This is a genomic window from Thioalkalivibrio paradoxus ARh 1 (assembly GCF_000227685.2).
GTDB lineage: Bacteria > Pseudomonadota > Gammaproteobacteria > Ectothiorhodospirales > Ectothiorhodospiraceae > Thioalkalivibrio > Thioalkalivibrio paradoxus.
Window position 1 is genome coordinate 1,571,711 of sequence record NZ_CP007029.1, and the last position, 12,108, is coordinate 1,583,818.

A 12,108-nucleotide genomic window follows, 5' to 3' on the forward strand; every position below is an offset into this window, starting at 1 on the left:
CAATCGTACAGCGAGCCGGGCCGGAGATCGCCGCTGGCGCCCGAGACCGGTGAGGCGCCGGCCGCGAGGGCGCTGTCGGGTCGACGGCTTTCTGCGTCCGCTGCGCTGTGCGGCTGTCAGTTTGGTGGCGCTGCCCGGCTCACCGGGCCGGCCGGCCCGGTGCAGGTGACGAGGCAATAGCGTATGTGGCCCTCGCGGATTGCGTCGGCCAGCGCATTGCCGCCGATCACGTTGGCCCAGAACGGGAAGCGGTCTAGGCCCAGTCGCCCAGCGATCGGGCTGACCCAGGAGACCAGCCGATCGCGGGGGCGGTCCGTGCGGACCCACGAGGACAGATCCCGGGTTTCCGCATGGCGCAGTCCCGCGCGGGTGGCCAGCCCCAGGAAGTCTTCCAGCGTACCCAGGCCCGGGAGGTTCCAGGTCGAGCGGAAGGTTTCGATCCTGGCGCGCGCCGGGGCTCCGGCGATGGCGACCGATGGATCGAGGAAGTCGTCGACAACGATGACCCGAGCGTTGGGGCCTGCAAGATGCCGGTGGCAGGTTGCCAGGAAGCGCCCGGGCTCCCTTGCGTGGGCGAAGGACTCGACTGCAACGATCGCGTCGAACGCCTGCCCGAGCGATAGGGCCTCGAAATCGGCCTGAAGAAAGCGACAGCGCTCCGCAAGGCCCCGCTGCCGCGCCTGTTCCCGGGCGATGGCGACCTGGCGCCCGCTGAGGGTAATTCCGACGAGCCGGCTGCCAGGGAAACGGCCGGCAAGATCGAACAGGGTGCCGCCGACGCCGCAGCCGAGATCCAGAATGGCGCGGGGCCCCTCGGGAAATGCGCGTTGGATCGTATCGGCGATCAGATGATGAATCTGCCGGGCGGCCTCCCGGCCGCTGTGAATCCCGGGAGGCCAGAGACCCCGGTGCAGCGCCAGCGCCGGGCCGCTGCTGCCGATGCGCAGGAACAGGTCGGTGTTGCGGTCGTAATACCGCTGGAGGCGATTGGGCGTCATGCCGTCATTGTTGACTGCCGCCGGCGACATGCAACCATGTGATCCCCATCGTCTGCTTATCTTGCCGCTCCGCGACCGTGGCGGCCCCGTTGCCTGCCGCCGCGGAGCGATTCGTCAGAACGTCGAACCGGTCAGTGGGGGCACGTCGGCCTGGGGAACGTGGCAGTGCGTGCAGACATGGTTCTCGCCACTGGGGACCAACCGGTCCTCGACCTGCATGTAGTGGGTTTTGGGCATCGGCGTAGGGTCATCAACCGCAAGTTCCTGGCCGATCATTTCGAGGTCGTCGTGGCAGCCCAGGCACCGGTTGCTCTGAAGTGTGATCGGCAGGTAAGTCTCGATCCTGTGCGGGACCTGGGGCGGAGCACCGGGAAATCCCCGCGGGAGGGTCTCACCGGAGCCTGGACGCGTGTCCGGGAACGTGAACGCGTCGGGTGCAGGGATCTCGAACACGCTGACGGGGCTCAGGCCCATCCGGTCTGGATCGAGGGCGTCGTCGCCGGCATGGGCAGGACTGAGTGCGAACAGGGCAAGCAAGGCGATTCCAGGAAAGGCGCGTGATTTCATGTTGTCCTCCTAGCCGAGGGTTCGGTGACATGTGGTCGTTGGTTATGGCGGGCGATCAGCGGTCTCAGGTCGAAGCTCAGGCTGTCCTCCGGGCAGATGGGTACGCAGCGTCCGCAGTTGGTGCACTCGCCCGAGGTGACGAGACCGCGCTCTGCGGCCTGGTTCAGGTTCAGCACCTGCGGTTCCGGGCAGACGCGGATGCACTCGCCGCAGCGGGTGCAGGTGCTTTCGTCGAAGCGGACACGAAGCTGCGCCGCCTTGCCGACCACCGCGTAGAAGGCCCCGAGCGGACACAGGTGGCCGCACCATCCGTGCCGCAGCACCATCAGGTCGAACAGAAAGATGCCGGCCACCCCGATCAGCCCCATGCCGATGCCGAAGATCAGCTCCCGGTGCAGCATCGCGATCGGACTGACCCATTCGAATGCCGCGAGGCCGGTAATCAGGGACAGCACCAGCGCGAGCACGAGCACGAAGTAGCGCAGGTTGCGATTCAGGTGCAGTGCGTTGCCGAGATCGAAACGGTCGCGCAGCCAGCCCGCAAAGTCGGTGACCACGTTGACCGGGCAGACCCAGGAGCAGAAAACCCGCCCGCCGATCAGCGCATAGAACACCAGAACGATCGCAGCGCCGATCAGTACCTCAGTCGAGAGCAAGTGGCGGGTGAGCAGGATCTGCAGCACCGCGAACGGGTCCGCGAGCGGAATCAGCCCGACCACGCTGGATGAACTCAGGTTGCCGGAGAGCAGGGGCTCGTCCAACAGGGTCCATGCCCAGTGGGCCGTGGCAAAGAACAGCAGCAGCACCGAGAACTGGGTCACGCGCCGCAGGATCAGGTAGCGCCAGGCCCAGAGTTTCCCGGACAGAGAGTCCGGCAACCGGTAAAGGCGAACCGGGCGGCCGTTGGGGGCCGTGCGTGGGGTTTGCTCGGCACTCACGGCAGGTCATCCAGGTTGAGCGCGTCCAGTCCCGGGACGAACGGCGATTCCGCGGGCGCGCGGCCGGGCTCCAGCGCCGGCGGGTCGAAAACCATCAAGCCGGCGGGGTCTGCAACCTGCATCTGGTAGTGGGGTCCCATGCGTCCCTGGACGAGGCTGGCCTGGACGACCCGGATCGACGCCTCTTCGGTCGGACAGCGGTTCTCGCAGACCCCGCAGCCGGTGCAATGGTCGGAATGCACCCAGGGCACCATCCGCGCGTAGCCGCCGGCAAGTCCCGGCCGGCGTTCCACCGAGATCGCCTTGCCCGAGACGGGGCAGGCGAGGTAGCACACCTCGCAACGCAACCCCTGCCACGATAGGCAGGTTTCGGTATCGATCACCGCCAGACCCATCCGGGCGTCCTCGATGCTGTCGAGTTCCCCGGACAGGGCGCCGGTGGGGCAGGCAGCCTGGCAGGGGATGTCCGGGCACATCAGGCAGGGGTTTTGCCGGGGCAGGAAATAGGGGGAACCGATCGAGCGCGGTTCCCAGGCGGTGGCCAGGCGCAGGGTGTCGTAGGGGCAGGCGTTCACGCACTGGCCGCACTTGATGCACAGTGCGTGAAACTCCGCCTCGTCGCGTGCGCCCGGCGGACGCAGCGCGAACGGGGTCGCACGTGCCTGGTTGCGCAGCACGTAGGTCCAGACCAGGCCGGCCGAGGCCGCGAGACTCGCGCCCTGGACCAGCTTGATCAGGAAGGACCTGCGGCTGTTGCTCGTACCCGGCATCGCGTGCCCCCGACGTCCGCCGCTCAGGCCTTGTACACCTTCACCGCGGACTTCTTGTAGTCGCTTTCCTTCGAGATGGGACAGGCGGCGTCGATGCACACCTTGTTGATGAACACCCCTTCGTCGAAGAACGGCGCATACACGGTGCCCTTGGGCATGGTGTTGCGGCCCCCGGTCTCCACCCGGATCTGCACCTTGCCGCGCCGCGACTCGAGCCAGACCAGGTCGTTGCGCTGCAGGCCGCGCTCGCGGGCGTCCTCCGGATGCATCCAGAGGACGGCGGCCGGCACCGCACGGTGCAGCTCCGGCACGCGCCGCGTCATCGTCCCTGAATGCCAGTGTTCGAGCACGCGGCCCGTGCAGAACCAGAGGTCGTAGTTGTCGTCAGGCTGCTCGACCGGGGCGGAATACGGCCGGAAGAAGATCTTGGCCTTGTTGGGCAGGGGCACCGCTGTCGTGTCGGTGACCTGGTCCAGATCGCCGCTGGGGATCGCCTTCTGCAGCTTGCCGTAGAACTCGAAGCCGGCACCCCGGGTCACGTAGGGGTCGTACTGTTCGTTGAAGCGCCAGCTGCCTTCCTTGCCGTCGACCACCGGCCAGCGCAGGCCGCGCACGCCGTGGTAGACGTCGTAGTCGGCGAGGTCCTTGCCGATCCCGCGCCCGAACGGCACGTACTCCTGCCACAGCGCCTTTTCGACGAACCAGCCGTCGCCGAGCGCCTCCGAGGTATGGTTGCCGCCCCCGTTGGCGATCGGGTCCGGCCACTTGTACTTCATGTTGTCGGGGGTGGCGAACAGCACCTTGTAGAGGCTGTCTTCAGGCGAGTAGCCCATGGCCCCGGCCTCGGCGAGCACGCTCGGCAGCTTGTCGTCGTCGTAGCCGGCGGCCCTCAGGCCGGGGACCGTCTGTTCGCCCCAGAAGTCACCGATCGTGAAGCGCTTGGAGAACTCCAGTACCTGCCACAGATCACCCTTGGCGTTGCCCGGAGGCGGGACCATCTCGCGCCAGTGCTGGGTGCGGCGTTCGGCGTTGCCGTACGCTCCGTACTTCTCGAAGATCATCGCGACCGGCAGGATCAGGTCGGCAACCTTCGCGGATATTCCGGGGTATGCCTCGGAGACGATGATGAAGTTGTCCGCCTTGCGTGCCGCGGCGATCCAGTGGTTGGAGTTGGGGTGGGTGTGCCACGGGTTGTTGACCTGCACCCAGGCCCATTTGACGCTGCCGTCCTGCAGATCGCGCATGATCTTGGCGTAGAACGAGCCCACCTTCGGGCTGATCGTCTTCGCCGGTATTTTCCACTGCTTCTCGGTGTACTCCCGGTGTGCCGGCACGGGAATCAGCCGGTCTGCGGGCAGCCGGTGCGCGAAGGTGCCGACCTCGCGCGCGGTGCCGCAGGCGCTCGGCTGACCGGTCAGCGAGAACGCGCCATTGCCGGGCTGGCTCTGCTTGCCGAGCAGCAGGTGCACCGCGTAGATCTGCTCGTTCACCCAGGTGCCGCGGGTGTGCTGGTTCACGCCCATGGTCCAGTAGGACACAACCTTGCGCTGCTGGTCGACGTAGAGGTCGGCAAGATCCTTCAGCTTCCGCTTGAAGTCCTCCAGCGACTCAGCGCCATCGCCTTTGGCGAACTCGGCAACGAAGTCGAGCGTGTAGGGTTCGAGGGCCTTCTTGTAATCCTCGAAACTGATGCTCCAGTGTGCCCCGGGGTTGGCACGGTTGTTCTGCTCGACGACCTCGCCCTCGCGGCGGCGCTGGCCGACCGCTTCGTATTGGTCGAGCGCGACCTTCAGTTCCTTCGCGACGATGTCCGCCTCCGCAGGGAAGGTCCATTGGCCCTCGGGGTCGGCGCGCAGACCGTAGCCGATGTCGTACGGGCCGGTGGTGAAGATGCAATGCTTGTTCACGAAGTCCTCGTTCACCGCACCGCGGGCGATGACTTCGCGCGCGAGGTAGTTCAGGATCGCGAGGTCGGTGTTCGGCTTGAAGATGATCTCCATGTCCGCACCGTCGGAGCTCATGTTGCGGAACGTGGTCAGGTTGACGACCCGGACATTCGGGTTGCTCATGCGCCGGTTCATGATCCGGGACCAGAGCACCGTGTGCATCTCGGCCATGTTCGCGCCCCACAGGATCATCGTGTCCGTGTGCTCGATGTCATCGTAGTTGCCAGCGGGCTCGTCGGTTCCGAAGGTGCTGTAGAATGCGGCCACCGCGCTCGCCATGCAGTTGCGCGCGTTGGGGTCGACCATGTTGGCCCGGAAGCCCGCCTTGAACAGCTTGTTCATCGCGTAGCCTTCCTGCACCGTCCACTGGCCCGAGCCGAAGCAGGCAATTCCCTCCGGACCCTTCTCCGCGTAGGTCTTGCGCAGCTGGCGCTCCATTTCGTCGAATGCCTGCTCCCAGGACACCGGGACGAAGTTGCCTTCCTTGTGGAACTGGCCATCCTTCATGCGCATCAGCGGCTGCGTCAGCCGGTCCTGACCGTACATGATCTTGGCGTTGAAATAGCCCTTCACGCACTGCCAGCCCCGGTTGACCGGGTTTTCGACGTCACCTTTCTGGGCGACCACGCGGCCGTTCTTGGTCGCGAGCATCAGCCCGCAACCGGTGCCGCAGAACCGGCAGACGGTCTTGTCCCATTTCCAGTCCTGCTCGGCCTGCTCGGCCTGCTGGGCCGCGGCGAGGGCGGCTGGACCCAGGGAGAGCCCGGCCATGGAAGCGGTGCTGGCGGCGATGCCGGCCTTGAGAAACTCGCGTCGGGAGACTGTCATCAGAGGGTACCTCCAGGATGAATACGTTGTTCGTGTCGCGGTCGCGGTGCCTTGATGTGAAGGGAGCCGCCCTTCGCGTCCCGGCAATCTGTGGTGCGGAAACGCGTAGCGCCGATCGCGATGCTCGTTGTCATGACAAGGCAGCCATGGAAGGACACGGAAATCACGGGAGAAGAGACGGATCCAACCCGATGTCGGTGCCTGTCCGTGCTTACCGTGGCTCGCCTTTTCATCATTCAGGGTAGCCGCTGGCCGTGAACGTCAGCGCGGAAGCGTGGACGAGGAAATGTCAGAGCCCTTTTCGGGCCGATTCCGGCGCACGTTCTGCAGGCCTTCCAGGATCTCGGGGTCTTCTTCGAAGTAGTGGTAGACCATATCGGCAAGGATCACGCCCGGTACGGCCTTGATGCGGCGTAGTCCGTTCATCTCGGCCTCGATCGACTGAGCTTCCTGAACCACGACGATCTTGCCTTGGTCCCGATCCTGGTAATGGACTTCCACACCGGAGAGCTCCCTGAGCGCCGATTCGACGCTTTCCAGCCGTTCGGGCGGGCAGATCACTACGATTCCTGAGAGATTCATCATCCGTTCCTCTTCAGTTGGTCGGCGGACCCGCGACGGTCCGGCCCGGGATTGCGATACAGGTGGACGGCGTCGACCGGACAGGCCGCCCTGCAGGCGCCGCAGCCGGTGCAGCGACCGGAGTCGAGCATCGGCAGAAACGCGCCGCCGGAATGGGGCTGGAAGCGGATCGCTCTGGCAACGCAGCGGTCTGCGCAGGTCCGGCAGACCACGCCCCCCCGCGCAAGGCAGGCGGCGGTGAATTCCAGGTTCAAATCCCAGGGGGGCAGCTCTGCCATCGCGCCGACGGATAGTGCCCCCGGCAGGCAGCGCGTTACGCAGTCGCCGCAGAACGTGCACCCGCCCTGTGCGAAGTCGACCTCGGGAAACCCCGCGCTTCCCCGGGCCACGATGCCTTCGGGGCAGTACTGTTCGCAGTCCATGCAGCGCGTGCACAGGTCGGTGAACCTGGCCTCGTCCAGAGACCAAGGCGGGCGCAGGGGAAAATTCCGGGTGCTGAGTCGGCCGCGAAGGAATTGCGCTCGATTGGGATTCGTCTTGGTCACACAGATGGTCCGGCGCCGATGGCGCAGCAGGGTTGTTCGGGTGTCACCGCCTGGGTTTGGCCTGGCTGCCGGTACTTGCACACTGAAGACGATCGCCGGGTAACCATGGGTACTTCCCAGGATGGGATGTGATTGCGCAAGCCTTCCGATTGCGCGGTTTATGACTAGTCCATCATTGTGGGAAAAACAAACGAAATGCTTCCGATTACACTAAGTTGCGGCCGTTATTGGGCTTCAGAGGAAGATCGGATAACGCCGTTTGGGTAGGTGCTTCTACTAAAAGATAGATATGTCCGAAGGGGGGCGGCACAGACGCGCTGGTGTGCATGGAAAGGATGCCGATTGCGCTGACAGTGCCCTATGCTTTGACGATGGAGCAGGCGATCCTCAGGCTGGGCGATGGGCCGGTGCACTACCGGCGCGCGGGCGAGTCCGATCGCGCACTGATGCTGCTGCACGGTCTGGCGAGCAATGGCAGCCGCTGGAACGAGCTGGTCCGGACCAGCTCGCTGACGCGGGACTGGACCGTGCTGGTACCCGACCTGCGCGGCCAGGCATTGTCGGTGGTCCGCGAGCCGATCCGGTCGGAAGACTGGGTCGCGGATCTGGCGGCGATCCTGGACCAGGAGGGCTTCGCCGACTGCGTGATCGGCGGCCACTGCCTGGGAGCCAATGTCGCCGCACGGTTCGCACTGCGCTTCCCCGAACGGGTGCGTGGCCTGATCCTGGTGGAGCCGATGCTGGCCGAGACGCTGTCCGGTGGGCTCGGGATGCTGGCCCGGGCACGGGGGCTGCTCGGGCCGCTGGCCGGCGCGGTACTGGTGGCCAACCGGCTTGGGCTGTGGCGCCGCTTGCTACCGCGTCTGGACCTGGAGGCACTGGACCGCGAGACCCGCCGGAAGATGGCCGAGGGGCGCGACCGGCAGGCGTTGACCCGGCGCTACGGCTCGCCGCTGCATGACCTGCGCTATGTCCCGGTTGCGAGCTACCTGCAGTCGCTGCGGGAGACGCTGCGCCCGATGCCGCCCTGGGACCGGCTGCAGGCCCCGACGCTGGTGCTGCTTTCCTCGGGCAACCGATTCGGCGATTGCGGGCGCGCCCAGTCGCTGCTGCGGGCGATCCCTCGCCACAGCATCGCGGTGGTCGAGGCGGAACACTGGATTCATGCGGAGGAGCCGGAGGCGTTGCGGCTGCATATCGAACACTGGCTGGCAACGCTGGAGACGGCCGCCCCCGCCGACTGATCACCCCAGGGCGCAGGGGGGTCCTTCCGGTCAGCGCGGCCGGCCGGAAGCGGATCTCCCGGGCCCCAGGGCTGCGGAAAGGAGGAATGTGGGATGGCGGAACGATGGATCCTCGCGATCGATGCGGGCACGACCGGTGTCACTGCGATCGTGTTCGACCACGACGGGCGGGTGCGCAGCCGAGCCTACGCGGAATTCATGCAGCACTATCCGCGCGCCGGCTGGGTGGAACACGACGCCGAGGAAATCCTGTCGGTCACGCTGCGCGTATTCGGGGAGGCGCTACGCGACGGCGGCATCCGCGCCGACGATCTGCAGGGGATCGGGATCACCAACCAGCGCGAAACCGTGGTGCTGTGGGACCGGGCCAGCGGGCGGCCGCTAGGGCCGGCGATCGTCTGGCAGGACCGGCGGACCGCCGGGTTCTGCGACGCGCTGCGCGAGCGCGGGCTGGAGGCCTGGCTGCAGGAGCGCACCGGCCTGCTGATCGACCCGTACTTCTCGGCAACCAAGCTGCACTGGCTGTTGGCGCAGGATCCGGATCTGCGGATGCGCGGGCGTAGCGGCAGGATTGCGTTCGGTACCATCGATTCGTGGCTGGTTTTCCGGCTGAGCGGACAGCGCGCGCACGTGACCGATTACTCGAATGCGTCGCGCACGCAGCTGTACAACCTTCATGACCTGCGCTGGGACGAGGAGATCCTGGAACTGCTGGAGATCCCCGCGCAGCTGCTGCCCGAGGTGATGCCGTCGTCCTGGATCTATGCGCATACCGACCCGGAGGTCGTTCCCGGCGGCCGGCCGATTCCGATCGCGGGCATTGCCGGCGATCAGCAGGCCGCGCTGTTCGGCCAGGCCTGTCACGAACCCGGCATGGCCAAGAACACCTATGGCACCGGATCCTTCGTGCTGCAGCATACCGGTACCAAGGCGGTGCCCAGCCACCAGCGCCTGCTGACCACGATCGCCTGGGGCATTGGCGACGAACCCGTGGAGTATGCCCAGGAGGGTGCGATCTTCGTCACCGGTGCGGCTGTGCAATGGCTGCGGGACGGCCTGGGGATGATTGCGTCGGCGGCGGAGACCGAGGCGCTCGCGCGTTCCGTTGCCGACAACGAGGGGGTCTACTTCGTGCCGGCGCTGACCGGGCTCGGCGCGCCGCATTGGGATCCACACGCCCGCGGGCTGCTGATCGGCCTGACCCGCGGCACCGGGAAGGCGCAGGTGGCCCAGGCGGTGCTCGAGAGCATTGCCTACCAGACCCGGGACGTGCTGGAAGCGATGCAGCGGGATTCGGGAATCCGGCTCGCCGAGCTGCGCTGTGATGGCGGTGCCGCGCTGAACCCGGTGCTGATGCAGTTCCAGGCCGACATCCTGGCCAGCACGGTGGTGGTGCCGGAGACGGTCGAGACCACCGCCCTCGGGGCCGCGTACCTCGCGGGACTGGCCACCGGTTTCTGGAACGACCGCGAGGAACTCGCGCGACACTGGCGGGTGCGCAACCGCTACACCCCGAGCCTGCCCGAACCGGAACGCGAACGCCTGTACCGGCGCTGGCTGCGCGCGGTCGAACTGTCCCGCGGCTGGGCACGCGAGGACGCGGACGGATGACTGCCGGAGTCGAGACCCCCGGCGATCCCGGGTCGCGCCCAGACCTGATTGCGCACCGGGGCTATGCGGCCCGATACCCGGAGAACACGTTGCCTGCCCTCGAGGCGGCCGCGGCCGCGGGAGCGCGGTTCGTTGAAGTCGACGTGCAGCTGGCGGCCGATGGCGTGCCGGTGCTCTTCCACGACCATGGGCTGCGCCGGGTCTGCGGGGTTGGCGGCCTGGTGCACCGATGGCCGTTCGCCGAGCTCGAGCGGCTCTCCGCGCACGAGCCGGGGCGTTTTGGCCGGAAGTTCCACGGCACGCCGCTGTTGCCGTTGTCGGGTCTGCGTCGCTTTCTCGACGCCCACCCCGGCATCACGGCGTTCGTCGAAGCCAAGTCGACTGCGGTACGCCAGTTCGGCGTGGCCCGCGTACTGGACGCGATCGCCGCAGAACTACAGCCGGTCGCCGGCCGCTGTGGTCTGATCGCCCGCTCTGCAGCGGTGCTCGGTGCGGCCCGGGAACGGCTCGAGCAAGCGTCCGGCCCGGTCGGCTGGCACGCGATCGGCGGCGTGATCAGCCGCTGGCGGGACCGCTCGGCGTTGGCGCGGTTGCGCCCCGAGTACCTCTTCTGCGCGGTTGCGGGGCTGCCGCGCGAGGGTGCGCTGGCGTTGCCGGGGACGCGGGTCGCGGTCTACGAAGTCGCGGATCCGGATCTGGCGATGCGCCTGCACCGGCGCGGCGTCGACCTGATCGAGACTTTCGCGATCGCGGAGATGCAGCGGGCGCTGACTTCCCGCGCGCGGCAACGAGAGGCTGCGCCGGGCGGCGCAGCACGCAGGAAAGGACAGGGCAGTCCGCGCCGAGCCGACCCGGGAAATGATGGCTAGACTGTGGGGTACACGCGGGTAAACCTGGAGGCTGGAGGATGAAGAAGGTCCGTGAAGTCCTGAACGACAAGGGCCACGATGTCTACAGCATCGGTCCGGAAGCGAGTGTGTTCGAGGCGCTGCGGCTGATGGCCGATCACGAGGTCGGTGCGCTCCCGGTGCTGGAGAACGGGCGTCTGGTCGGACTGATCTCCGAACGCGATTATGCACGCAAGGTGATCCTGATGGACCGGAGTTCCCGCAATACCCCGGTGCGCGAGATCATGATGCTGCGTGTGACCTGCGTGGAACCCGAACGCACGGTAGAGGAATGCATGGCGCTGATGACCGACAAGCGTGTTCGCCACCTGCCGGTGCTGGAGCACGGCCAGCTGGTCGGGCTGGTGTCGATCGGGGATCTCGTCAAGGCGATCATCGACGAGCAGCAGTTCATCATCTCCCAGCTCGAACACTACATCGCCAGTTGATCGTGGGGCAGCCGGGGGCTTGGAGAGACGACCGTGGCAAGTTCTCGCAGACAGGAAATCGATACGCTGGTCGCCGAGGTGGAACGCGAGTTCCGGGAGACCGCCGGAAGCACCGGGATCTCGGCGCCGGACGCACGGCTGGTCGACGCGCTACGGCGGGTGCCGCGTGATGCCTTCGTGCCCGACGACAGCGCGCGTTTCGCCTGGGAGAACCGTGCGCTGCCGATCGGGCATGACCAGACGATCTCGCAACCGTTCGTCGTGGCGCTGATGACGCAGCTGCTCGAACTCAACCCCCAAAGCCGGGTGCTCGAGATCGGGACGGGTTCCGGGTACCAGGCCGCGCTGCTCGCGGAACTGGCGCAGGAGGTGTTCAGCGTCGAGGTGGTGCCGGAACTCGCCCGAGCCGCCGCCGAGCGCCTGCAACGGCTGGGGTACCGCAACGTGCGGGTCCGGGCGGGCGACGGCCGTCGTGGCTGGCCCGAGGCGGCCCCGTTCGATGCGGTGATCGTCACGGCCGGGGCGGAGTCGATTCCTCCGGCGCTGATCGAGCAGCTGAAGGAGGGGGGGCGCTTGGTGATCCCGGTCGATTCCCGTTGGTTCGGGCAGGATCTGACGCTGGTGACCCGGGGCACCGACGGGACCGTGCACCGGCGCAGCATACTCGCGGTGATCTTCGTGCCGCTGGTCGGCGGCGACGGCGGCGCACTTGCCCCCGAGAGCTGACGGTTGGTTGCGTGCAG

General features: G+C 66.9%; 12 protein-coding genes. 5 read left to right on the forward strand and 7 right to left on the reverse strand.

Annotated features, from left to right (window positions below; all coding sequences use genetic code 11):
• Positions 1 to 116 precede the first annotated feature (116 nt).
• The 7 genes from THITH_RS07260 to napF all read right to left on the reverse strand — a co-directional run bounded on the left by THITH_RS07260 (position 117) and on the right by napF (position 7,174).
• Positions 117 to 998 (reverse strand): SAM-dependent methyltransferase, encoded by an 882-nt coding sequence (locus THITH_RS07260; protein WP_041483662.1) that lies wholly within the window; start codon positions 996 to 998, stop codon positions 117 to 119.
• 114 nt (positions 999 to 1,112) lie between these two features.
• Positions 1,113 to 1,565 (reverse strand): nitrate reductase cytochrome c-type subunit, encoded by a 453-nt coding sequence (locus THITH_RS07265; RefSeq protein ID WP_006747744.1) that lies wholly within the window; start codon positions 1,563 to 1,565, stop codon positions 1,113 to 1,115.
• Positions 1,562 to 2,503 (reverse strand): quinol dehydrogenase ferredoxin subunit NapH, encoded by a 942-nt coding sequence (gene napH / locus THITH_RS07270; RefSeq protein WP_006747743.1) that lies wholly within the window; start codon positions 2,501 to 2,503, stop codon positions 1,562 to 1,564. Before napH ends, THITH_RS07265 begins: the two co-directional genes overlap by 4 nt.
• Positions 2,500 to 3,273 (reverse strand): ferredoxin-type protein NapG, encoded by a 774-nt coding sequence (napG, locus tag THITH_RS07275; RefSeq protein ID WP_006747742.1) that lies wholly within the window; start codon positions 3,271 to 3,273, stop codon positions 2,500 to 2,502. The genes napH and napG overlap by 4 nt, the downstream gene beginning before the upstream one ends.
• A 23-nt stretch (positions 3,274 to 3,296) precedes the next feature.
• Positions 3,297 to 6,047 (reverse strand): nitrate reductase catalytic subunit NapA, encoded by a 2,751-nt coding sequence (gene napA / locus THITH_RS07280; protein WP_006747741.1) that lies wholly within the window; start codon positions 6,045 to 6,047, stop codon positions 3,297 to 3,299.
• A 261-nt stretch (positions 6,048 to 6,308) separates the two neighbouring features.
• Complete coding sequence (locus THITH_RS17050) at positions 6,309 to 6,629, reverse strand: chaperone NapD (RefSeq protein WP_025367373.1); 321 nt, start codon at positions 6,627 to 6,629, stop codon at positions 6,309 to 6,311.
• Positions 6,629 to 7,174 (reverse strand): ferredoxin-type protein NapF, encoded by a 546-nt coding sequence (gene napF / locus THITH_RS07290; protein WP_025367374.1) that lies wholly within the window; start codon positions 7,172 to 7,174, stop codon positions 6,629 to 6,631. Before napF ends, THITH_RS17050 begins: the two co-directional genes overlap by 1 nt.
• 335 nt (positions 7,175 to 7,509) lie before the next feature.
• On the opposite strand from napF, the gene THITH_RS07295 reads away from it, so the two are divergent.
• The 5 genes from THITH_RS07295 (at position 7,510) to THITH_RS07315 (ending at position 12,091) form a co-directional block, all read left to right on the forward strand.
• Entirely contained in the window at positions 7,510 to 8,418 is a 909-nt protein-coding gene (locus tag THITH_RS07295) for an alpha/beta fold hydrolase (protein ID WP_006747738.1), read from the forward strand.
• 93 nt (positions 8,419 to 8,511) lie between these two features.
• Entirely contained in the window at positions 8,512 to 10,029 is a 1,518-nt protein-coding gene (glpK, locus tag THITH_RS07300) for a glycerol kinase GlpK (RefSeq protein WP_006747737.1), read from the forward strand.
• Positions 10,026 to 10,898, forward strand: a complete 873-nt coding sequence (locus THITH_RS07305; protein ID WP_006747736.1) for a glycerophosphodiester phosphodiesterase family protein — start codon at positions 10,026 to 10,028, stop codon at positions 10,896 to 10,898. Before glpK ends, THITH_RS07305 begins: the two co-directional genes overlap by 4 nt.
• A 38-nt stretch (positions 10,899 to 10,936) precedes the next feature.
• Entirely contained in the window at positions 10,937 to 11,365 is a 429-nt protein-coding gene (locus THITH_RS07310) for a CBS domain-containing protein (RefSeq protein ID WP_006747735.1), read from the forward strand.
• 33 nt (positions 11,366 to 11,398) lie between these two features.
• Positions 11,399 to 12,091 (forward strand): protein-L-isoaspartate(D-aspartate) O-methyltransferase, encoded by a 693-nt coding sequence (locus tag THITH_RS07315; RefSeq protein ID WP_006747734.1) that lies wholly within the window; start codon positions 11,399 to 11,401, stop codon positions 12,089 to 12,091.
• The last annotated feature ends 17 nt before the right edge of the window (positions 12,092 to 12,108 follow it).

Bases quoted from the DNA above. Each gene is read 5' to 3' on its own strand.
- THITH_RS07260 (WP_041483662.1), bottom strand. From the start codon at position 998: ATGACGCCCAATCGCCTCCAGCGGTATTACGACCGCAACACCGACCTG.
- THITH_RS07265 (WP_006747744.1), bottom strand. From the start codon at position 1,565: ATGAAATCACGCGCCTTTCCTGGAATCGCCTTGCTTGCCCTGTTCGCA.
- napG (WP_006747742.1), bottom strand. From the start codon at position 3,273: ATGCCGGGTACGAGCAACAGCCGCAGGTCCTTCCTGATCAAGCTGGTC.
- napA (WP_006747741.1), bottom strand. From the start codon at position 6,047: ATGACAGTCTCCCGACGCGAGTTTCTCAAGGCCGGCATCGCCGCCAGC.
- THITH_RS17050 (WP_025367373.1), bottom strand. From the start codon at position 6,629: ATGAATCTCTCAGGAATCGTAGTGATCTGCCCGCCCGAACGGCTGGAA.
- THITH_RS07295 (WP_006747738.1), top strand. From the start codon at position 7,510: ATGCCGATTGCGCTGACAGTGCCCTATGCTTTGACGATGGAGCAGGCG.
- glpK (WP_006747737.1), top strand. From the start codon at position 8,512: ATGGCGGAACGATGGATCCTCGCGATCGATGCGGGCACGACCGGTGTC.
- THITH_RS07305 (WP_006747736.1), top strand. From the start codon at position 10,026: ATGACTGCCGGAGTCGAGACCCCCGGCGATCCCGGGTCGCGCCCAGAC.
- THITH_RS07310 (WP_006747735.1), top strand. From the start codon at position 10,937: ATGAAGAAGGTCCGTGAAGTCCTGAACGACAAGGGCCACGATGTCTAC.